Annotated in this window: 23 protein-coding genes; 16 read left to right on the top strand and 7 right to left on the bottom strand. The window is 65.9% G+C overall.

Annotation, left to right across the window (positions count from 1 at the left end; genetic code table 11):
- Window positions 1-49 precede the first annotated feature (49 nt).
- The 4 genes from Q7514_RS18765 to Q7514_RS18750 form a co-directional block, all read right to left on the bottom strand.
- On the bottom strand, window positions 50-319 hold the full coding sequence (locus tag Q7514_RS18765) for a GlsB/YeaQ/YmgE family stress response membrane protein (RefSeq protein WP_330134789.1): 270 nt from the start codon (window positions 317-319) through the stop codon (window positions 50-52).
- Window positions 320-376: 57 nt separating this feature from the next.
- On the bottom strand, window positions 377-790 hold the full coding sequence (locus Q7514_RS18760) for a hypothetical protein (protein ID WP_330135020.1): 414 nt from the start codon (window positions 788-790) through the stop codon (window positions 377-379).
- A 17-nt stretch (window positions 791-807) separates the two neighbouring features.
- Window positions 808-1,452 (bottom strand): DNA alkylation repair protein, encoded by a 645-nt coding sequence (locus Q7514_RS18755; RefSeq protein WP_330135019.1) that lies wholly within the window; start codon window positions 1,450-1,452, stop codon window positions 808-810.
- Between the two features lie 291 nt (window positions 1,453-1,743).
- Complete coding sequence (locus tag Q7514_RS18750) at window positions 1,744-2,343, bottom strand: helix-turn-helix domain-containing protein (protein WP_330134788.1); 600 nt, start codon at window positions 2,341-2,343, stop codon at window positions 1,744-1,746.
- 48 nt (window positions 2,344-2,391) lie between these two features.
- Here Q7514_RS18750 and Q7514_RS18745 point away from each other — a divergent pair, with 48 nt between their 5' ends.
- Entirely contained in the window at window positions 2,392-3,231 is an 840-nt protein-coding gene (locus Q7514_RS18745; RefSeq protein WP_330134787.1) for a class I SAM-dependent methyltransferase, read from the top strand.
- Complete coding sequence (locus Q7514_RS18740; protein ID WP_330134786.1) at window positions 3,231-4,193, top strand: NAD(P)/FAD-dependent oxidoreductase; 963 nt, start codon at window positions 3,231-3,233, stop codon at window positions 4,191-4,193. Before Q7514_RS18745 ends, Q7514_RS18740 begins: the two co-directional genes overlap by 1 nt.
- Window positions 4,194-4,214: 21 nt before the next feature.
- On the opposite strand, the gene Q7514_RS18735 is transcribed toward Q7514_RS18740, so the two are convergent.
- Together Q7514_RS18735 and zapE are read right to left on the bottom strand one after the other, a co-directional pair.
- Complete coding sequence (locus tag Q7514_RS18735; protein ID WP_330134785.1) at window positions 4,215-5,717, bottom strand: arylsulfotransferase family protein; 1,503 nt, start codon at window positions 5,715-5,717, stop codon at window positions 4,215-4,217.
- A 53-nt stretch (window positions 5,718-5,770) separates the two neighbouring features.
- Entirely contained in the window at window positions 5,771-6,784 is a 1,014-nt protein-coding gene (gene zapE, locus Q7514_RS18730; RefSeq protein ID WP_330134784.1) for a cell division protein ZapE, read from the bottom strand.
- Window positions 6,785-6,825: 41 nt separating this feature from the next.
- Here zapE and Q7514_RS18725 point away from each other — a divergent pair, with 41 nt between their 5' ends.
- The 4 genes from Q7514_RS18725 (at window position 6,826) to Q7514_RS18710 (ending at window position 9,711) form a co-directional block, all read left to right on the top strand.
- The gene (locus Q7514_RS18725; protein WP_330134783.1) at window positions 6,826-7,419 is read left to right on the top strand and encodes a TetR/AcrR family transcriptional regulator; all 594 of its coding nucleotides are present in this window, start codon (window positions 6,826-6,828) and stop codon (window positions 7,417-7,419) included.
- Between the two features lie 16 nt (window positions 7,420-7,435).
- Window positions 7,436-7,990 carry a hypothetical protein gene (locus Q7514_RS18720; protein ID WP_330134782.1) on the top strand — a complete coding sequence of 185 codons (555 nt, stop codon included), beginning with the start codon at window positions 7,436-7,438 and terminating at the stop codon, window positions 7,988-7,990.
- Window positions 7,991-8,054: 64 nt separating this feature from the next.
- Window positions 8,055-8,552: a GNAT family N-acetyltransferase gene (locus Q7514_RS18715; RefSeq protein WP_330134781.1), complete on the top strand. Its 498-nt coding sequence runs from the start codon at window positions 8,055-8,057 to the stop codon at window positions 8,550-8,552.
- A 133-nt stretch (window positions 8,553-8,685) separates the two neighbouring features.
- Window positions 8,686-9,711 (top strand): alpha/beta hydrolase, encoded by a 1,026-nt coding sequence (locus tag Q7514_RS18710; RefSeq protein WP_330134780.1) that lies wholly within the window; start codon window positions 8,686-8,688, stop codon window positions 9,709-9,711.
- Window positions 9,712-9,714: 3 nt separating this feature from the next.
- On the opposite strand, the gene map is transcribed toward Q7514_RS18710, so the two are convergent.
- The gene (gene map, locus Q7514_RS18705) at window positions 9,715-10,485 is read right to left on the bottom strand and encodes a type I methionyl aminopeptidase (protein WP_330134779.1); all 771 of its coding nucleotides are present in this window, start codon (window positions 10,483-10,485) and stop codon (window positions 9,715-9,717) included.
- Window positions 10,486-10,555: 70 nt separating this feature from the next.
- On the opposite strand from map, the gene Q7514_RS18700 reads away from it, so the two are divergent.
- The 10 genes from Q7514_RS18700 to Q7514_RS18655 all read left to right on the top strand — a co-directional run.
- Window positions 10,556-10,831 (top strand): helix-turn-helix domain-containing protein, encoded by a 276-nt coding sequence (locus tag Q7514_RS18700; RefSeq protein ID WP_330134778.1) that lies wholly within the window; start codon window positions 10,556-10,558, stop codon window positions 10,829-10,831.
- A 90-nt stretch (window positions 10,832-10,921) separates the two neighbouring features.
- Entirely contained in the window at window positions 10,922-11,128 is a 207-nt protein-coding gene (locus tag Q7514_RS18695) for a hypothetical protein (protein ID WP_330134777.1), read from the top strand.
- Between the two features lie 96 nt (window positions 11,129-11,224).
- Window positions 11,225-11,728, top strand: coding sequence for a DUF2505 domain-containing protein (locus tag Q7514_RS18690; RefSeq protein ID WP_330134776.1), 504 nt, complete (start codon window positions 11,225-11,227; stop codon window positions 11,726-11,728).
- Between the two features lie 148 nt (window positions 11,729-11,876).
- Window positions 11,877-13,079: an alpha/beta fold hydrolase gene (locus Q7514_RS18685; protein WP_330134775.1), complete on the top strand. Its 1,203-nt coding sequence runs from the start codon at window positions 11,877-11,879 to the stop codon at window positions 13,077-13,079.
- A gap of 84 nt (window positions 13,080-13,163) precedes the next feature.
- Window positions 13,164-14,312 (top strand): RNA-guided endonuclease InsQ/TnpB family protein, encoded by a 1,149-nt coding sequence (locus tag Q7514_RS18680; RefSeq protein ID WP_330134774.1) that lies wholly within the window; start codon window positions 13,164-13,166, stop codon window positions 14,310-14,312.
- Between the two features lie 162 nt (window positions 14,313-14,474).
- On the top strand, window positions 14,475-14,687 hold the full coding sequence (locus Q7514_RS18675; RefSeq protein WP_330134773.1) for a hypothetical protein: 213 nt from the start codon (window positions 14,475-14,477) through the stop codon (window positions 14,685-14,687).
- A 96-nt stretch (window positions 14,688-14,783) separates the two neighbouring features.
- Window positions 14,784-15,293, top strand: a complete 510-nt coding sequence (locus tag Q7514_RS18670; protein WP_330134772.1) for an SgcJ/EcaC family oxidoreductase — start codon at window positions 14,784-14,786, stop codon at window positions 15,291-15,293.
- Window positions 15,294-15,332: 39 nt separating this feature from the next.
- Window positions 15,333-15,608: an RNA-binding S4 domain-containing protein gene (locus tag Q7514_RS18665; RefSeq protein ID WP_330134771.1), complete on the top strand. Its 276-nt coding sequence runs from the start codon at window positions 15,333-15,335 to the stop codon at window positions 15,606-15,608.
- 111 nt (window positions 15,609-15,719) lie between these two features.
- Window positions 15,720-19,118 (top strand): exodeoxyribonuclease V subunit gamma, encoded by a 3,399-nt coding sequence (recC, locus tag Q7514_RS18660; protein ID WP_330134770.1) that lies wholly within the window; start codon window positions 15,720-15,722, stop codon window positions 19,116-19,118.
- A 14-nt stretch (window positions 19,119-19,132) separates the two neighbouring features.
- On the top strand, window positions 19,133-19,734 hold a 602-nt coding region (locus tag Q7514_RS18655), incomplete at its 3' end, for a UvrD-helicase domain-containing protein (protein ID WP_408016131.1).

Genomic DNA, 19,734 nt, shown 5'->3' with positions numbered 1-19,734 from the left:
ACCCCGAAGGGCCTGCCGCTCCGCGATCGGTGCAGCAGGCCCTTCGTTGTCAGCCCACGGACGAGCTGGAGCGCCCCTTCCACCAGAACCACGCCGCGGTAACGATGATGGCGCCGACGATGGAGCCGATGATGCCGCTGGGACGGAAATGGAGACCGTCCCCCGCGAGCAGACTGATGAGTAGGCCGCCGACGAAAGAGCCGCCGACGCCGGCAGCAAACGCTACTGTCCAATCGATTCCGGACGTGGACTTGCCCAGTATCAATTGCGCACCTGCGCCGATGAGTATTCCGAACAGGATGATCCCGATGATCAGCATTGCCGGAGTATATGCAGCGGGTTCTTCCTGACGCGGTGTTTCTCGATGGGACGCTGACTACGTCACCTGGAATGTGGCGATGCCGGGGGTGACCGGACCGGCCGTTGCCGAGGTCAAGAGGACGGCGACCTGTCCGGCGCCGGTATCGATCGTGGCGAATGCCGGAATGCCGTTGAGTCCGTCCGACAGGTGGGCAGAGCCGGATTCGCCGGTCGACAGGTTCACCCATTGCACATCCGCGTACAGGAGACAGCCCCAGCCGTCCTCTTTCCCGCCGGTGATCGTCACGACACCCGGCTCCTCGCCGACCACCGCGACGCAGCGGATCGACGGGGCGTCGAAGCTTCCGTTCGGATTTCCGTATGGTGCTGGATCGATCTGGAACGGGACTGTCACCGAAGCCGAAGCCACTCCTGCAGCGAGCAGGGTCGACGTGGCAATGGTGGTGGCGCAGACGCCTACGGCGCGCATCAGTTTCACGGATGACCTCACTTGTCGGTTTTCCGGTTCACCATTTCGGTGATCCAGATGGGTGCGAACGGGGACGTACAGCCAGCGGAGGTCGGGTAGTCCTCGAGGACCTTCAAACGGTTGCCGATATCGAGGGCTCGGGCGCGATACGCGGGGTGCTCGATCCCGATCTGGGCGAGGCAGGTGTTCATGGCCCACTGCAGGCGTTCAGGAGCATCCTTCATCTGCACTTCGATGATGTCGAGCAGCCCGGAGAGATCGAGACCCGCGGGCCTTTTCACCACTCGTTCGGATGTCAGGGCCCAACCCGCACTCGCCACGACCTGGTCCGGATCATCGAACCACAGCACGCGCAGTTCGTCAGCGTGCGGGCTTTTCTTCACGATGTAGTTGACCAGCCAATCCTGGACCTTGGGGACGCGTGCTTCCCGCAACATGGTGTCCAGGGCGTCGCGCGTGAACGCCTTCGGCCGACTGACGAGGATTGCGAGCAGTCTCGCAGCGCTGTCGCCGGTCTCCCAGAGTTCCTCGGCGAGGTCCTGCTGGACCTTCAGCCTCTTGGCGATCGCGCGGAGCTGGGTGAGGTTGACCCCGTGGTCGTCGCCGTGCTTGACGTTCACCTCACGGATCTTCGGGTCTTCGAGCTCTGCCAGTTCGGCCATCAACTCCGTCACTGTCGGCGGTTCCACCGTGGTTCCGGCCACCGTTCGCTCCGTTCTTCGCTGGTTCGGAAATCACACTACGTGCCTCGACCACCCGCTGATCGCGTTACGCTGCCACCGACCTCGATCCGCCGGGATCACGTGGGAGCCGCAATGAACCGGGACGAGCTCGCTCGGATACTGCTCGGACTCGACGGCGTCGGATTGTCTCGGACGCCGTCGCGGCCGGGTTGCAGCCTGCTCATCACCACTGCGCTTCTGGTAGGTGCAGCGGCGGCTGCGCAGGGGGCTCTACGGCCGAATGCTCGCTGGCGCGCCGTTTCCGTGCAGGTGTGCTCGCTCTCCGTTGTGATCGAGAATGGTGAGTATTTCGACGGCGCCATCATGGGCGCTGATCGCGTGCGGCGTCATCGTCGAGAACTCGGCTGCGTTGCCCTCCTGGATGAGGATGGTGCGTTCACCGAGCTGAAGGCGAGCGGTGCCGGTGAGCACGGTGAACCATTCGTGTCCGGGGTGGACGGGCAGCTTGTCCGTCGGGCTGGGGTTCTCGTTGGTGATGCGCATCTTCGCGATCGTCACTCCGTTGAGGGATCGTTCGCGTGAGAGAAGCCACGTGGTGAAGCCGGGGGTGTCGCACGGTTGCGGCCTGATCACCACATCCTGGTCGTCATCGGATTCGACCAGGTGATCGATCGTGGTGTCGAGTGCGCGCGCGATCGGGACGAGCTGATCCAATGCAATCCTGCGACGGCCGGTTTCGATGCGACTCAGGTTCGAAGGACTGATGTGACAGCGGGCTGCCAGTGCATCGAGTGTCCATCCACGTGCCAGTCGCAGACTCCGGATGCGCTGCCGGACGACCTGGTCCAGATCGACGTATTCTTGCTCCATAGGCAAAATAATATGCCGAATCCGCATTGATCGCTATAGCGTGGAGGAATGCATCAGCACAGTCATCATCACGCGCACAGGCACAGCAACTCCCCGGCAGACCTGCTGGATCTCGATGCGGAGGTGCACCGCGAGTACCTGGAAGGCATGGTCGACTGGGTCGCCGATCGGGTCGATCCCCGTGTCATCGTCGACGTGGGGGCCGGAACGGGGACAGGTACGCGCGTTCTCGCCGCACGATTCCCCGAAGCAGAGGTGATCGCCGTCGATCGGTCGCCGGAGATGCTGGCCCGGGTCCGCGACACAGCCGGTCGGCACGGATTCAAGGATCGAGTGAAGACTGTCGAGGCAGATCTGGACGCCGGTTGGCCGGCGGTCGATTCGGCCGATCTCGTGTGGGCGGCATTGTCGTTGCACCACGTCCAGGAACCCGGCGCTTTCCTGCGGCAACTCCACGATGCGCTGAATCCTGGAGCGCTCCTGGTGGTCCTCGAAATGGAATCTCAACCGCGATTCCTTCCCGACGAGATCGGGATCGGCACGCCGGGGCTCGAGGCGCGCGCTCACGCGCTTGCGGGTGAGCGCGGGTGGAACAATCACCCGGACTGGAGCGAGGACCTCGACCGTGCGGGCTTCGACGTCGAAGCAGTGCGCCGCACCGAGATCGACCTCGACGGCACTACGCCGACCGCACGGACCTACGCCCGCACGGTGTTGAGCAAGCTCCGAGAAGGACTCGAAAGCGACCTGTCTGCAGACGATCTCGACGCTCTGGCGCAGTTGAGCTCGGAGCACGGCCCCCACTCGGTGCTGAGCAGAAACGACCTGAGAGTCCGCGGGCACCGAACCATATGGGCGGCAAGAAAACTCGATCGAGAGGAAAACTGATGAGTTCGACCACCGACCTGCCGGCCATTGCACACTACGACGTTGCGGTGATCGGGGGTGGCGCAGCAGGGTTGAGTGCTGCGACCGCGCTCGCCCGCTCGCGACGCTCGGTGCTCGTCGTCGACGCAGGAGAACCGCGTAATGGCCCGGCCGAAGGTGCTCACAACGTCCTCGGCCAGGACGGTGTTCCACCACTCGACCTGCTTGCGGCCGGACGCAAGGAAGCGATCGGATACGGGGCAGAGGTGCGTGCCGACACCGCGGTAGCGGCGCGACGCGAGGGTGACGCGTTCGAGGTGGACCTCGAGGAGGGCGGAACCGTCCGGGTGCGGCGACTCGTACTCGCATCGGGACTCGTCGACGAGCTTCCCGACCTTCCCGGCGTGAAGGAGATGTGGGGCCGGAAGGTGCTCCACTGCCCCTACTGCCACGGATGGGAAGTGCGCGATCAGCGCGTCGGCGTGATCGGGGTGAGTCCGATGAGTGTCCACCAGGCGCTGCTGTTCCGGCAGCTCACCGCCGACGTCACGCTGTTCACCCACACGATGCCGGAACTCGACGCCGACGCGGCCGAACAGTTGGCGGCGCGGCAGATCCGTGTGGTCGACGCCCGCGTCGAGGGCATCCGTGACGAGGGGGAGAAGGGGGTCACCGTCGTTCTCGACGGCACACCCGAGGTCGAGCAGGACGCGGTGGTGGTTGCTCCCCGATTCCATGCCCGAGCAGACCTCTACGTACAACTCGGCGGAACCGTGACCGACCACCCTTTCGGGGAGTTCATCGACTCCGATCCGATGGGGAAGACGGAGATCCCCGGAGTCTGGGCTGCGGGCAATGCGAGTGACCTGTCGGCGATGGTGATGGTGGCATCGGGGGCAGGTGTGATGGCCGGCGCGGCAGTCAACGCAGATCTCATCGCGGAAGATGTTGCTGCCGCTGTCGATGCGCGCGCCGGACAATGACGACACATCGCCGGGCGCGCATCAACGCGCATCCAACGCTTCGACGGTCTCGGAAGCGCCCAGGGCCACACCTGCTTCGTCGAGCGCCTCTACGGTGACGAATGTCGGGGACGCGGAATCGGTGGAGTCCGAGTCGCCGGGGATGGTGGCAACTGTCTCGAAACCTGTTGCGGCCACGTCGGTGACACGGGTAGGGCCGTCCGATTCCGGTCCGGAGCTGATGCGCCACGCGGCAACCTCGGTGGCGCCGTTCCAGCTCATCGCGACCTCGATCGGTCCGGATTCCGTGGAGTCGTCCCGGTGGGCAACGACCGACGGCGGCTCGGCCGGTGTTGCGGTCCAATCGAACAGGTGCGCGCGGTACGAGTACATGCCTTCGGGTAGGGATGCGTGCCACAGAACCGACCCGTCCGCGCCGAATTCGGTGGCTGTCGGAACCGAGCCCCAGCCCACGAAGCTGTGGCCGTTGGGTAGCACCTGATGGTTCGCCTGCGTGGCGCTGGTGACCGGGTCGGGGTTCTCGAATGCTCGGATGGTCCGAGCAGAGCGGTTCTGTTCGTCGAGTTCGAGGATGAGCGCTCGGGAGGGTCTTCCGGCATTCTCGTCGTCCGACACATTGTCGAGCAGACTGATCCGCCCGTCCGGGAGCCAGCGGGCATCGTGCTGCCACGCGAATCGGGAATCGTCGTCGAGTGCGAAATCACTGTGCGGGCCGCCCAGGCGCCACAGCACGTCACCTGTATCCCGGTCGATCTTGTACAGCGCGTGGGTGTGTCTAGCGGACAGCAGCAGGTTTCCGTCGATGTCCTCGTCGACGGAGTTGATGTGGAAGTAGTCGTAGTGCTCTTCCGGGTCGTCCGGTTCGGGCACCATCGATTCGGACGGATCGATATGGTCGAGACTGTTCCACTCGAAAAGTACAGCACCAGTGCTGATATCGATCTCCTGGACGATCGCCGACAGGAATGGTCGCCCGCGGCGTTCTCGGGCGTACGAGGTGAGCAACGCGGTGTCGCGCGGTGTGATCACCAGATCGTGGAAATCGGCCGCATATCCGTTTCCCGCACCGACAGATGCAATGTGCCGGTACGACGAGTCGAGGATCCGATAAGTGCCTTCGCCCCAGCCGATGCCGGGCGATGTCCCCTCCCAGAATGTGAGCACGGGTTCTCCACGGTAGGTCTGCACGTCGATGTCGTTGACGTACGTGTCGCCATTCGGATCCTCGTGAGGCATCGCCCACAGCGGGTTGCCCGCGCGATCCACGATCAACAGTCCGGTGTCCGGGCCGTCCTCGCCCTGATCGTGGATCCGCGGGGTCAGGAACACGAGCCCGTCCGAGTCTGTCGGTGTCGTCAGTACGTCGACGATCGGTGGGGCCAGATCGGGGCGCGACAGGTACTGGGACGCCTGGTCCTGAAGGCGGTCTTCGACCGGGCCGGGAGGAGAACCGTTGTCCGCGGTGCAGCTTGCCAGGATCAGACAGGTGGATACGGGGATTGCCCAGCGCGCCGCTTTGCGCACAGTGGATCACCGTCCTCTGTTGGGTAGGACTGTGGTAAGTGCTGACTGTGAGCTTACGTATCGGATCGCTGCTCGGCCACTGTCGGCAGCGTGGCGAGTCGGCTCATGACTCGCTCGATGTCGTGGGGGAGTAGCGCACCGTCGGTGAATTCGCTCAGTGGGACTGCCGAGATGAACGTGGTGGTGATGTCGCGGTCGTAGAGAACGTCGACGACGTTCGCGAAGCGTTGAGACGGTTCCCGGCCCGCGGCGCGTAGGTCGGGGATCTCGCTGATGACCCAATGTCCGAACTCCTCGGCCAGGGCGAGATAGTCCGACGGCGCGGTGGTGTCGACGCACAGGTCGGAGAAGCCGATCCAGAGTGCGCCGCCGGCACCGCGCCGCAGACGGATGGGATGGCCGGCCGGTGCAATTGTCACCGCTTCGTCCGATTGGGGGTGCGGATGTGCGGAGGCCGGTGCGATCCACGAGCCGGCTGCAAACCCGGTGTCGTGACTCGAGACGGTGCGGTAGTCGACGGGACCGTCGAGCGCCACGACTGTCAGATGCTGTTCGATCAATTCGATGGTCGGCACGAAACCGTCGTGGAACAACGGATTCGGCATGAGAGACCGCGGTGGATAGTTCGACGTCAGGACGACTGTGACGCCGTGGCTCAGGAGTGCGGGGAGCAGGCGCGAGAGGAACTTGCCGTCGGCAGGATCGTGGACGTGGAATTCGTCGAAGCACACCACATCCGCTCCGTCGAGCAGTTCGTCCAGAGCGGCGGCGAGGTTGTTTCGGTGGCGTCGGATGGCGGGGTGCAGGCTGCGGAAGAACTCGTGGAAGTGGACCCGACGCTTGCGGTGGGTGGGCAGTGCATCGGAATAGATCGACATCAGCCGACTCTTACCGCGTCCGACCGGTCCCCACAGATACACGCCGCCCTCGGTGGTCGCGAGTTCGAGTGCGGCCTGTCGCTGCGCTGCATCCAGGGTGATTCCGAGTTTCTGTGCGGCGGAATCGAATGCCTCAGGCCCTACCCCGTGAGGTCGGGCTGTTCGGGCTGTCCGGCGGAGCCATCCCATAACCGATACTCTACTATCGTAGAGCGTGGAAGGATGGAGACATGCCTCACCGCTCCTCGCGCCGCGATCTCATCTGTGACGCTGCCCTGGATCTCGTCGCAGAGGGCGGAAATCACGCACTCACACACCGGGGTATCGACACCCGGCTCGAACTCGCGCCCGGTTCCACTTCGTACTACTACCGAACCCGCCACTCCTTGGTCTCCGCCGCGATCGCCCACCTGACACGGCGTTCGAGCGAATCCTTCTGTGCCGCGTTGCCCGCAGCGCCGCCCCGGTCGGTCGAGGAGGCCAGTGCACTGATCACCGACCAACTCGACACACTGATCGTGGACCGGCGCCGAGACGTTCTCGCCAGGTACTCGTTGGCGGTCGATGCATCCGGCAACGAAGAATTGCGTGCAGCGCTGGCGGCGTGTCTCTTTTCTCGTCCCGCCGCAACTGCTCTGATGGACTCACTGGGGGCCGGGGATCCGGACGGCGCAGCGCGCGACCTGATCACTCTGCTCGAAGGAGTGGTATTCGATCTCACCTACGGGTCGCGGGCACTCGCCGCCGGCACCCGGTTCGCCGACCATCGGCAATCGGTGCAGCGGGCGATCGCGCTCTGGATCGGCGCGCTCTGCGACCGATAGCCCTAGCATCGGACGCATGACCACAGCGCGACAGGTGCGAAAGGCAGCGCTCTACCTCCCCGAGGTGGAGGAGGGGGCACGGTCTGGAACGATCACGTTTTCGGTGCGGGGCAAGGTCTTCGTCTCGATCGCCGACGGCGGCGTCGTCCAGCTCCGGCTGTCCGAGGAGGTGATTGTCGATGCGCTGGAACGTCATCCGTCCGGCGAGCAGCTCGTACAGCGGGGCGCCGTGATCGGATTTCGGATCCCGCTCGCAGACATCAACGGGCAGGATCTCAACGGGTTGGTGCGTCAGGCGTGGATCTTCCGGGCCCCGAAAAGGCTGGCTGCCGCGTTGGCCGAAGCCGACTCGGGAACATTGCCGTCCCACAGCGACCTGCCCACATCCATCGGGAAGCCCGCGACACAGGCCCTGCTCAGTGCCGGAGTGGTGACGCTCGACGACGTCGCAGCCCGCCCGAAGGCCGAGCTCGCAGCGCTCCACGGTGTGGGTCCGAAAGCGCTGCGGATCCTCGAGGAGGCAGTGCGAGAGAGCAGCCGGATTCAGGCATCGGAGGAGCGGCAGAGATGAAAGGGGAGTGTTCGTGAAGATAGCGGCTGCAATCCCATGCGTCGAGGACGACGTTCGGATTCGAATGTTGCAACACGGGGATGCGCGTGCGTTCGCGGCAGGCACGGAAGACGAGGACGTTCGCCTGTACGGGCATCTGCCATTGTCCGACTACACCCCCGCGATCGTGGAGGAGCAGATCGACGGGGTCATCGCGGATGGACTGGAGGACGGTTCTCTGGCCGTCCTCGCGATCGCGGATCGCTCCTCCGACGACTTGCTCGGCAGCATCGTGTTGTTCGATGTTCGTGGCGAGCGAGCCGAGGTCGGGTTCTGGTTGGCACCATTGGCGCGCGGTCGCGGTGTGGCGCGCAAGTCGTTGGCTGCAATCGTTCGAGTCGCGGCAGAAGCGGGGCTGTCCGTGCTGGATGCCCGAACGGTTCCGGAGAACGAGGCTTCGCGTCGTGTGCTGGAAGCGGCAGGTTTCGAGCGTAGAGGCGATGCGCGCACGGGGACGTCGCCCTCCGGTGCTGCCGTCACGGCGTTGGCATTCGAGCGATCCGTGGTAGGTGGACGTCCCTGATCTGACTGTGGAGAAACTGCGACCTGTCGATATCATCCCGACGTGTATGTCCGGCGCCCGAGCAGTTCTCCTGCAATGATCGGTTGATGCGCGACTCCTGCTCGTGGGGTCACATTCGGGGCAGGAGACTGCGATGGCAGCCGAGCGAACTGCGGCTCGACGTCCGCGACGGCACGTTCTGAGGTGGACAGTGGTCGTCCTCGCGTTGGTGCTGGTGATCACGGTCGCGGCGTTCGTGCTGAGCCCGACTCCCGGTGCGCTCGTAGTGCGGGCGGTGTTCGAGCGCGGTGCCGAGGAGACGACGGCGAACCTCGAGGAGGGAGCGCCGACGACGGATCTCGTCGCCGACATCGCATACCGCGACGGCGATCCCGACGCTTACCTCGACGTGTACACGCCGCCCGGGACGACGGATGCACTACCTACCATCGTGTGGACGCACGGCGGCGCATGGATCTCGGGTAACCGCACGAACTACGCCGGGTACTACCGCCGGCTGGCCGATGCCGGATTCACCGTGGTGTCCCTCGGTTACTCGCTCGCTCCGGAACACCGCTATCCGACACCGGTCCACCAACTCGACGATGCGCACGCATACCTGCTCGCGCACGCCGAGGAGCTCCATATCGACCCGGACCGGATCGTGCTCGCCGGTGACTCCGCGGGCGCTCAGTTGTCGGCGCAGCTCGCCGCGGCGATCACCGGTCCGGATGTTGCCCGCGACCTCGGGCTGGAACCGGCGCTGTCTGCGGAAGCACTTCGTGGTGTCGTGCTCAACTGCGGTATCTACAACGTGCCGGCCATGGACGGCGCGGGCGGACTGGTCGGTTGGGGAGTCCAGCAGGCGTTGTGGGCCTACACCGGCGACCGTGACTTCGCGGCGTCGGAAGCCGCACGGCAGATGTCGAGCCTGTTCGTCGTCACGGAGAACTTCCCGGCGGCGTTCATCAACGGCGGGAACGCCGATCCGCTCACCGACAAGCAGTCGAAACCGCTGGCGGCGAAGCTGTCCGAGCTGGGTGTCACGGTGGACGAGGTGTTCTACCCGGACGATCACGAGCCCGAACTGGGGCACGAGTACCAGTTCGACCTCTCACTTCAGGACGCCCGCGATGCACTCGACCGCACGATCACCTTCGTTCGGAAGGTGACTGCATAGCAGTCAGGCGGCGGGAAGAGTCAGGACCTGCGCGACGTCGTCGGTGACCGCGATGGTGTGTTCGCTGTGCGCGGTGCGTGATCCGTCCGCTGAACGGATGGTCCAACCGTCGGGGTCGTACACGATCTTGTCGGTTCCCGCCGCGAACCACGGTTCGAGGGCAAGGGTGAGTCCGGGCCGCAGTACCAGGCCTCGTCCTGCTCGGCCTGTGTTCGAGACGTGGGGATCCTCGTGCATGGTGCGCCCCAGGCCGTGTCCACCGAACTCGGTGTTGACCGGGTAACCGTATTCGGCCGCGACCGCGCCGATGGCCGCGGAGATGTCACCCAGCCTGTTGCCCGGCAGCGCGGCCGCAATACCTGCGTCGAGCGCGTGCCGCGTCGCGTCGATCAACCGTAGGTCTTCGGCCCTCGGCGTCCCGACGACGATGCTTCGTGCCGAATCGGCGACCCAGCCGCCTATCGAGACTGCGATGTCCATGCTCAGAAGATCGCCGTCGCGCAACGTGTAGTCGTGGGGGAGCCCGTGCAGCACGGCGTCGTTGACGGACAAGCAGATGACATTGCGGAACGGGCCGCGCCCGAAAGAGGGAGAGTAATCCCAGTAGCAGGACACCGCGCCGCGCTCCGTGATGAGATCGCGGGCACGCTCCTCGAGATCGAGGAGGTTCACGCCGGGCTCTGCCCTGTTCGAGAGGTCGATGAGCAGGTCGGCGATGAATGCGCCGGTGACGCGCATGGAAGCAACTTCTCCGGGTGTTTTGAGCTCGAGCATCAGCAGTCCTTCGGGTGTAGTAAACAACGATACCGGTATTTTAATACCACGTCAGTGTAGGATCATGCGTATGGTTCGTCTCCCGCTCACCCCGGAACAGCTCGCCGCCGGTCGGCGCCTCGGCGGCCGTCTTCGCGCGGCGCGCGGCGCGCGCACGCTCGCCGAGGTCGCTGGTGAGGCGGGGATCTCCCCCGAAACTCTCCGCAAGATCGAAGCCGGCCGCATGGCAACACCCGCATTTGCGACGGTTGCCGCGTTGGCGCAGGTCCTCGCATTATCCCTCGATGAACTCGCCGAACTTACGCTCACTGCTCCCGGCGAGGAAGCGGTCCGGTCGGCCGGGTAGAACCCGGTCGCGCGTGTTTGGACGGCGCCACGAAGGGGAACACGATGCCTCGAACCCTCGGTCGAATGAGTCGAAAGCAGGGATGAAGCGATGGCGACTGCAACACCCGTACGGATCGATACCGCGAGTCGGGACCAGGCTCTGACCGAGAGCAAAACGGCAGGCGTCGTGCTTCTGGTGATCATGGTCGTACTCGGTGGCCTTGCAGTGGCCTTCGTTGCAGGATCTCCGCTCCTGGGGGTCGCGGCGGCCGCGGCGATCGGTGTCGGCGCACCCGTCCTCGCCGCCTTGTTGTGAGGTTCTCGGGATAAGGTGAGCGAGCGTCACGTGGGCCGGGATCGAAGCGGTGATCCCGTGGCGGAGCTGTGATGTGGGCGGGCTATTCTTCCGGCCATGTCGAAAGCATTTACCTTCACCACCGAGTTCGAGCACGGCGTTGACGCGGTGCACGCTGCCCTGACCAGCGAGGACTACTGGAAGAGCCGCGGCGGAGCCGACGCCGAAGGCAGTTCGATCGCCGTGTCCGCTCCTGACGGCCCGGGAACGATTCGTGTCGAAATCAGTGGGCGGATGGATCCGGCAGGTCTACCCGCCGTGGTTCGTGGCATTCTTCGCGGCCCGTTGGAGATGAATCGGGCAGACGAGTGGAGTGCACTCGACGGCGACCGTGCACAGGGCGCGATGACCGGCGGTTCGTCGAGCCTGCCGGTCTCGATCGAAGGGCGCTCCGAGCTGCGTCCGTCTGCATCGGGTGGTTCGGTCGTCGAGGTCACCGGTGAAGTCGCCGTGAAGATTCCGGTCATCGGCGGTCAGGTCGAGGGTCTTGTCGTCCAGATGGTCGAGAGCATCGTCAACGCAGACCGGAAGGAACTTAACGACTGGCTCGCCGCAGGGTGACGAGGTGGGGCCGTTCCGGCGGCCCCACTTGTCCGTATGTTGGGGTGGCATGGGATTTCGATCACGAACCACCGAGCCGTCTTCTTACGCTCGACGAGCAGGACCGGAGCGGGCCGCGCACCGCATCGCACAACGGGACGGGCATCGGGTGGACCGACCCGTCGGTGTCGGTACCGATACCCGTTTTCGCCTCACCTACGTCCGCACAGGTCCTCGGGGCCGGGTCCCGGTCCTGATCCTTCCCGGTGGGCCCGGACTGGCGTCGGCGGTGCCCTACCGGCGGATTCGCGCGCTCGCGGCTCGCGACGGACTCGACGTGATCATGATGGAACATCGCGGCGTCGGCTTGTCCCGCCGGGACGAACATGGACACGACCTGCCGGGCGAGGCGGTCACGATCGAGCGCGTCGTCGACGATATCGCTGCAATCCTTGATCACGCAGGCGTGCCGCGCGCAGTCGTCTACGGGTCGTCCTACGGGACCTACCTGGCTCAGGGATTCGGGGTGCGACACCCGGCGCGTGTCGCGGGGATGATCCTGGATTCTCCGATGTTGTCCGTCGAGCAGGATCTCGAGATGGTGCGTGCGCACCGTCGACGACTGTTTCTGGAAGGCTCCGACCCGGGGCTCGCACGGGTCGCCGCTGCGGTCCGGGAGGCGATCGATGCCGGCCTTCCGCAAGACGAGATCAGCGAAATCGTCCAGATCACCTACGAATTCGCCGGACCCGATGTGCTGTGTGCTCTCTCGAGCGAACGCGCTCGCGGACGATTGCGTCGAACATGGCACACAGTGAGCCGGCTCGGTCGATCAGAGGTCGGCGGGGCGGGTGTGCCCTATTACGCGGAAACAGATCTCGTGCGAGGCATCATGTACCGCGAACTGGGGTTCGGCCTGCCGGTCGATGGTGAACCGCTCGATCCGCAGTCGATCTTCGCTGCGGCAGGACCACATCCGCCGTTCGTCGCCGAACCGTTCGACCTTCCCTCCCGGATCGTCGAGTTCACCTGGCCCACGGCGGTGCTGTCAGGGGAACGCGACCTGCGCACGCCGCGTCCCGTCGCCGAACGCATCGTGGATCTCGTTCCCGGGGCGGTCCTAGTCCCCGTCGCGGGGATGGGGCACAGCGCACTGGATACGCATCAGCTTGTGGCTGTCAGGGTCTCGGATTCCTGCTCGGAAGCTGTGACAGCCAGGGGGTTCGAGAACCTGCACGCGTTGGCGCCCATGCTGTCGAGGTTGCCGAAGAGGGGGATGTCGAACACTCTCGGCCGGTCGATCGCCGCTGCGGTGGGTATGGGCAGACGCGCGGGGTCGGTCGCGGCTCTGATTCGCCCCGGGGGAAGCTGACCGGAGAACGTAGCGCGCAAGCCTGGTCCTTCAGGGCCGGGACAGCACATCAATCATGTCGGTGGTCGTGGCTATGATCTCGCTGTGCAGCTTCGATACCAGTACCGCGTCTATCCGACGCCCGGGCAGCGGGACATGCTGGCCCGGTCGTTCGGGTGCGCACGGGTGGTGTTCAACGATGCGCTGCGCGCACGGCAGGACGCGTACGCGGCCGGGGTGAAAATCTCGGACACCGAGGTGCAGAAACAGGTCGTCACCGAGGCGAAGAAGACCCCGCAGCGGGCGTGGCTGGCCGAGGTCGCGTCGGTGGTGTTGGTGCAGGCATGTCAGGACGCGCGGCGCGCGTACCGGAACTGGTTCGACTCACTGTCCGGGAAGCGGAAGGGCCGCAAGGTCGGGGCGCCGCGGTTCCGATCCCGCAAAGACAACCGGCAGGCGATCCGGCTCACCCGCAACGGGTTCTCGCTGCGTTCGAACGGGAAGTTGTATATCGCCAAGGTGGGCGAACTGAAGGTGGCGTGGTCGCGGGAGTTGCCGTCGGAGCCGTCGAGCGTGTCTATCATCAAGGACGCGGCGGGCCGGTACTTCGCGAGTTTTGTCGTCGAGACGACCGACGATCCGTTGCCGCAGTGCGATGCGGAGGTGGGGATCGACCTGGGTTTGACGACGTTCGCGGTGCTCTCGGACGGGAAGGTCATCGAGTCCCCGAAGTTTTTCCGCCGCGCCGAACGCACGCTCCGCAAGGCGCAGCAGAGTCTGTCCCGCAAACAGAAGGGATCGAAGAACAGGGTCAAGGCGCGCATCCGTGTCGCCCAGGCCCACGCCAAGGTGGCCGATGCCCGCAAGGACTGGGCACACAAGCAGTCCACGGCGATCATCCGCGAGAACCAAGCGGTGTTCGTCGAGGACTTGTGTGTCACCGGGCTCGCGCGAACCAGGTTGGCGAAGTCCGTCCACGATGCCGGGTGGGCGATGTTCACCCGGCTGCTCGAGGAGAAAGCCACCCGGTACGGGCGCACCTTCGTCAAGGTGGACCGCTTCTACCCGTCGAGCCAGCTGTGCTCGGCGTGTGGGAAGAAGGACGGTCCGAAACCGCTCTCGATCCGGGAGTGGCAGTGCGCGGCGTGCGGGGCGGTCCACGACCGCGACCTCAACGCCGCGAAGAACATCCACGCGGCCGGACGGGCCGAGTGGTTAAACGCCTGCGGAGGGACCGTAAATCCTGCCGCGTAGCGGGAGGTAAGTCCCTGTGAAACAGGAACCCACCGGAGCGGCGCGCAGCGTCGCGGGAGGAATCCTGGTCGTTCACGGCCGGGAGGACGTCAATCGGTTGTGGTATGCGACACGCCGTTGTCGGTCGTTGCAGGTGGCGCGCAGCGGGAGCAGTATCGGGTCATGTCGGCACCGTGGGATGACGATGGCGGCTTCGCATGGGAGCAACGCGAAGCCGGTCGCACCTGGGATCAGATCGGCGCCGAGCTCGGATGCCCCGCACACGTGGCGCGCGAACTCGGCGAGCGGTACCACGCGGAATTCACGGCGTTGGCACTGCGTGATCAGCTCCCGCTGTTCGAGATTCCCGGGGGAGGTGGTTCCCGGATGGCATGATCTGGGGGCAGAAATGGGTATTGTCCCGGATGCCCCCAGGGGGTCGCGCAGCGCACAATCGACATCGAGAATACCTAGAAGTCGAAGGAGTTCGCGATGTCGAGAAGGCGAAACGCAGTGTCTGCATGCGTGATCGGTGTGGCGATGCTTCTCGGTGGCGCTGCAACGGCAAGCGCCGTACCGCCATCGGCAGCGGAACAACTCGCGTCGGATCTCGAAGCGATCGAACAGTTGCGCGTGCGTCAGCACGAAGCGTGGAGGAACGGCGACGGCGACGCGTACGCCGCGATCCACACGCACGACGCAGATGTGGTGACCTTCAGCGGCGACGTGCTGCACGGTCACGACGAGATCGCGTCGGGCATGCAGTACTACTTCGACACCTATGTCGGCGGCACCGAACTGAAGGAAGTCTCCGAGAACATCGCCTTCCCCCGCCCGGACATGGCGATCATCATCCGCACCGGGTGCGTTCTCTGGAACGGCGAGACGGAGTGCAGCGACGAGGCCTTGTCGCGTAATACGAACGTCGCGCTGAAGACGGATGGGCAATGGCTGATCCGCTCGTTCCAGAACACCCGTCTCGATCCGCTCCTGCCCGGCTGAGCCCAGTTCGTTGCGAGTTCATCTGATCATCACCGGGCGGTGACCGTGTTGATGCATTACCCCGCGACCATCGAGTACATGCAGGCACTCGTGCCCGACTCGCTGTTCGGTTTCCTCCAGGAAAGTGGCTTGGCCACCTCCGGAGGTGAGGCCGCGGCGCTCCTCATGGAAGGCGCCGTGTGCGTCAATCATCTTGCTGTGCGGAATCCACGGAAGCGGCTGCAGGCCGGAGATGTGGTGGCAGTGTCGGGCAGCCGTGTCGTCGCGGTGTTCGGCGCGAAGCCCCTAGCCCTGAAGAAGTCCACGCAGCTCTGAAGAAGTCAACGCAGCTCTGACGAGCGTTCGGACATGCGCAGGTCGGCGATTGTCGGCTCGGTGTGGTAAGCCGTAGCCGACGGATCGAACGACCCATGAGGGGGCCCACGCGTGCTCAGACTGCATCGTGCCGAGCGCACCGATACTCTGGCCGATGCACTCGCCGAGCTTCTGTCCGACCCACCCGCCGACCCGTTCGCTCGCGAAGTCGTTGCGGTACCGGCTCGCGGTGTCGAGCGGTGGCTCACGCAGCGGCTGTCCACGGTGCTCGGTGCTGTCGCCGGCGACGGGATCGCCGCGAACATCGCCTTCCCTTCGCCTTCCCGTCTCGTCGACGAGGCGTTGTCCGCTGCCGCGGGTACCACGGCCGACGACGATCCCTGGCATCCGTCGCGAGTGCTGTGGGCGCTGCTCGACGTCATCGACGAGAGTCTCGGCATGCCGTGGTGCGCGGCGCTGACGCGGCACCTGGGCCACGGCGCCGACGACCATCGGGCCGGACGTCGCTACGCCACCGCCGAACACCTCCGCGACCTCCTGCACAGCTACGGGCAGCAACGGCCACACATGCTCACCGACTGGGCTGCCGGGCACGACACCGACGGCACCGGGGACCCGCTCGACGAGCACCTGCGGTGGCAGGCCGAACTGTGGCGCCGCCTGCGCGACCGCATCGGTGTCGACAGCCCCGCTCAGCGGCTCGACAAGATGTGCGAGCGGCTGCGCGCAGAGCCCGACATCGTCGACCTGCCGGATCGGCTGTCGCTGTTCGGGCCGACCCGTCTGGGTCGGGTGCAACTCGAGGTGCTGGCTGCGCTGGGCGCCCGCCGGGACGTCCACGTGTGGCTGCCGCACGCCAGCCCTCGGATGTGGGCCAACCTCTCGGGCTGCGAGCCGGTCTTACGGCGCGCGGACGATCGCAGCGTCGATCTCGTCGGCCATCCCCTTCTCGCCGCGCTTGCCCGCGACGTCCGCGAACTGCAGGGCAGGTTGTCCGAGCTCGGTGCGGTCGAGGAACAACACGAGGTGCCCGCGCCCCCCGACACGCTGCTCGGCAGGATCCAGGCCGACATCCGGGCCGACCGCACTCCGGAGACGGCGTCCGCCGAGGGGCGAGCGGAGCGACGGGGGGTTTCGGGGCGAGCGGAGCGACGGGGGGTTTCGGGGCGAGCGGAGCGACGCGGGGTTCCCCAGGCCGACGGCACAGTGCAGATCCACGCGTGCCACGGGCCGACCCGTCAGGTCGAAGTGCTGCGTGAATGCCTCCTGCACCTCTTCGAGGACGATCCGACGCTCGAGCCTCGCGAGGTCATCGTCATGTGCCCGGACGTCGACACCTACGCTCCACTCGTCGCCGCGTCGTTCGGCCAGGACATCGGTGGACATCCGGGTCACGGTCTGAGGGTTCGGCTCGCCGATCGCGGACTGCGCCGCACCAACCCCGTGCTGTCCGTCGTCGCGGCACTCCTCGAACTCGCGGATGCGCGGGTCACTGCGAGCGATGCACTCGACCTCGCCGCGTCGGCACCCGTGAGGCGCATGTTCTCGTTCGACGACGACGATCTCGAGCGCCTGCAGGAATGGACCGCCGAATCGGGTGCTCGCTGGGGTCTGGGTAAGCGTCAGCGCAGTGCGTTCGGACTCGCGGACTTTCCGCAGAACACTTTCGGCACGGCCCTGGACCGGGTCCTGCTCGGCGTCACCGCCGACGGTTCCGGTAGTGAATGGCTCGCGCTCGCGATGCCGCTCGACGATGTCGAGAGCAACGACATCGACCTCGCAGGGCGATTCGCCGAATACGTCGATCGGCTCGACAAGGCGTTGTGGGTTCTGCGTCGGCCCCAGGACGCGGGGCAGTGGGCGGAGGCGCTCACACACGCCCTCGACCTGCTGGTGGATGTTCCGGCCGCCGACGCATGGCAACGCGCGCAAGCACATCGCGAGATCGGTGCTGCCGTCGAACACAGCGGAGATGCCGAGCTGCGACTGGCCGATGTGCGGGCGATGCTCGCCGGTCGATTGGCCGGCCGTCCCACCCGGGCGAACTTCCGCACCGGCGAACTCACGGTGTGCACCATGGTGCCGATGCGCTCGGTGCCGCATCGGGTGGTCGTGCTGCTCGGACTCGACGACGATGTCTTTCCCCGCAGCGCCCACATCGACGGTGACGACGTGCTCACCCAGAATCCCCTCGTCGGCGAACGCGACCCTCGAAGCGAAGACCGGCAGTTGTTGCTCGACGCGATCATGTCGGCGGGCGAGAAGGTGCTGCTGTTCTACACCGGCGCCGATCCGGTCACGGGGGCATCGCGGCCGCCCGCGATTCCACTCAGCGAGGTGCGTGACGTGGTCGCCGCGATGATCGGCGTCGCAGACGCCGACGCGAATCCGGTGGTCCGCCACCACCCGCTGCAGCCTTTCGATGCTCGGAACTTCCTGCCCGATGCGCCCTTCAGTTTCGACGAGACGGCGCTCGCCGGTGCCCGCGCGGCGCAGAACCCGGTCACGGTGGAAGCGACCCCCGCCCTCGCACAGGTGCATCTCGCGCCGTCACCGAACCACTCGCCCCGGTCCGAGCAGCGAGCCGATCTCGACCTCGCCGACCTCGTGTCGTATCTCGTGCATCCTGCTCAGGGATTTCTGCGGCAACGGCTCGGTATCCGGATTCCCGAACTCGACGAAGGCACGGCCGACGCGCTCGACATCGATCTCGACCCCTTGGCTCGCTGGAACCTCGGCGACCGGATGCTCGAATCCCGGCTCGGCGGTGTCTCCGCAGCAGACTTCCGGGCTGCGGAGTGGCGCCGCGGGACGCTCCCGCCGTATTCGCTCGGTGAGAGCGCGCTCGACGACGTCACCCATGCCGTCGAAACCCTCGTCTCCGCGTGCGCGCCCGTGCACAGTGACCGGCCCACCACTGTCGATACGATGGTCGATCTCGGCAACGGACGACGCCTCACCGGCACGGTCGGTGGGGTCCACGGCAACGTGATCGCGCGTAGCGTCTTCTCGAAATTGGCTGCCAAGCACCGGATCACCGCGTGGGTCCAGCTCTTGGCCGTTGCTGCTTCCGGCCATGAGGGGAGGTGGCAGGCAGTGACCACCGGTCGTGGCCGCGGTCGGATGCCGGCGTGGCGTTCGACGATGGTCGCGCCCGACAACGCCCACGAACTGCTCCTGCAACTCGTCGATCTCCGCGACCGAGGTGTGGGTGCAGTGCTGCCGATGACGACGGGGGCGGCCGCAGCGTATGCAGAGCAGCGCGCCCGCGGTGGCTCCGTCGACATGGCACTCGACTCCGCCGGAAACGAGTTCGGTGGAAAGTTCGGCGACGGGAAGGACCGCCACGTGCTGTACCTGTACGGCAGCGGCGTCGGGTTCGGTGATCTCACCGCAGCAGAACCGCTCGCCGACGAACGCGCCTGGTTCGACGACCCGACCAGGTTCGGTGTGCTGTCCCGCCGGTTGTGGGAACCGCTGCTGGCGTCGGAGAAGCAGGGGCGTCCGTGATGGGGAGTGGAATCGTGTCCGAACAGACAAGAGGCTCGGCCGTGACCGGTTTCGACCTCCTGGGGGAGCTTCCGGCGGGGACGACTGTCCTCGAAGCGTCCGCCGGGACCGGGAAGACCTACGCGATCGTGGGCCTCGCGACCCGGTACGTCGCCGAAGGCATCGCCGATCTGTCCGAACTACTGCTCGTCACGTTCAGCCGTGCAGCCACGCAGGAACTTCGGGAACGGACTCGCGCTCGGTTCGCCGAGGTGGTCGATGCCCTCGCCGATCCGCAGGCCGCCGCTGCCGGAAGCGACCGACTGATCCGGTATCTGGCGGCTCACGACGTCGAGAACCGTCGTACCCGCCTACGGCAGGCCCTGTCTGATTTCGACGCCGCGACCATCGCCACGACGCACGGGTTCTGCCAGCGGATGCTCGACGAGCTCGGTATCGCGGGCGAGCGTGAACCCCACGTCACGGTGGTCGAGGACGTCGACGACCTCACGATCGAGGTCATCGCCGACATCTACCTGCGCCGGTACGGGCGGATCGAGCCACCCATCTCCTATACGGAGGCCAGGGTCGCCGCCCGGGCGGCGATCTTCGACCAGCAGGCGGCGCTCGCTCCCGC

The sequence above is a fragment of the Rhodococcus artemisiae genome, from assembly GCF_036327795.1.
GTDB lineage: Bacteria > Actinomycetota > Actinomycetes > Mycobacteriales > Mycobacteriaceae > Rhodococcus > Rhodococcus artemisiae.
Note: the sequence above shows the minus strand (reverse complement) of the source record. Positions and strands in the feature narration are given on the sequence as shown.

What these genes read in the sequence shown, in the direction of transcription:
- Q7514_RS18765 (WP_330134789.1), bottom strand. Translation starts at nt 319, where the DNA reads ATGCTGATCATCGGGATCATCCTGTTCGGAATACTCATCGGCGCAGGT.
- Q7514_RS18760 (WP_330135020.1), bottom strand. Translation starts at nt 790, where the DNA reads ATGCGCGCCGTAGGCGTCTGCGCCACCACCATTGCCACGTCGACCCTG.
- Q7514_RS18755 (WP_330135019.1), bottom strand. Translation starts at nt 1,452, where the DNA reads ATGGCCGAACTGGCAGAGCTCGAAGACCCGAAGATCCGTGAGGTGAAC.
- Q7514_RS18750 (WP_330134788.1), bottom strand. Translation starts at nt 2,343, where the DNA reads ATGGAGCAAGAATACGTCGATCTGGACCAGGTCGTCCGGCAGCGCATC.
- Q7514_RS18745 (WP_330134787.1), top strand. Translation starts at nt 2,392, where the DNA reads ATGCATCAGCACAGTCATCATCACGCGCACAGGCACAGCAACTCCCCG.
- Q7514_RS18740 (WP_330134786.1), top strand. Translation starts at nt 3,231, where the DNA reads ATGAGTTCGACCACCGACCTGCCGGCCATTGCACACTACGACGTTGCG.
- zapE (WP_330134784.1), bottom strand. Translation starts at nt 6,784, where the DNA reads ATGGGATGGCTCCGCCGGACAGCCCGAACAGCCCGACCTCACGGGGTA.
- Q7514_RS18725 (WP_330134783.1), top strand. Translation starts at nt 6,826, where the DNA reads ATGCCTCACCGCTCCTCGCGCCGCGATCTCATCTGTGACGCTGCCCTG.
- Q7514_RS18720 (WP_330134782.1), top strand. Translation starts at nt 7,436, where the DNA reads ATGACCACAGCGCGACAGGTGCGAAAGGCAGCGCTCTACCTCCCCGAG.
- Q7514_RS18715 (WP_330134781.1), top strand. Translation starts at nt 8,055, where the DNA reads ATGTTGCAACACGGGGATGCGCGTGCGTTCGCGGCAGGCACGGAAGAC.
- Q7514_RS18710 (WP_330134780.1), top strand. Translation starts at nt 8,686, where the DNA reads ATGGCAGCCGAGCGAACTGCGGCTCGACGTCCGCGACGGCACGTTCTG.
- map (WP_330134779.1), bottom strand. Translation starts at nt 10,485, where the DNA reads ATGCTCGAGCTCAAAACACCCGGAGAAGTTGCTTCCATGCGCGTCACC.
- Q7514_RS18700 (WP_330134778.1), top strand. Translation starts at nt 10,556, where the DNA reads ATGGTTCGTCTCCCGCTCACCCCGGAACAGCTCGCCGCCGGTCGGCGC.
- Q7514_RS18695 (WP_330134777.1), top strand. Translation starts at nt 10,922, where the DNA reads ATGGCGACTGCAACACCCGTACGGATCGATACCGCGAGTCGGGACCAG.
- Q7514_RS18690 (WP_330134776.1), top strand. Translation starts at nt 11,225, where the DNA reads ATGTCGAAAGCATTTACCTTCACCACCGAGTTCGAGCACGGCGTTGAC.
- Q7514_RS18675 (WP_330134773.1), top strand. Translation starts at nt 14,475, where the DNA reads ATGTCGGCACCGTGGGATGACGATGGCGGCTTCGCATGGGAGCAACGC.
- Q7514_RS18670 (WP_330134772.1), top strand. Translation starts at nt 14,784, where the DNA reads ATGTCGAGAAGGCGAAACGCAGTGTCTGCATGCGTGATCGGTGTGGCG.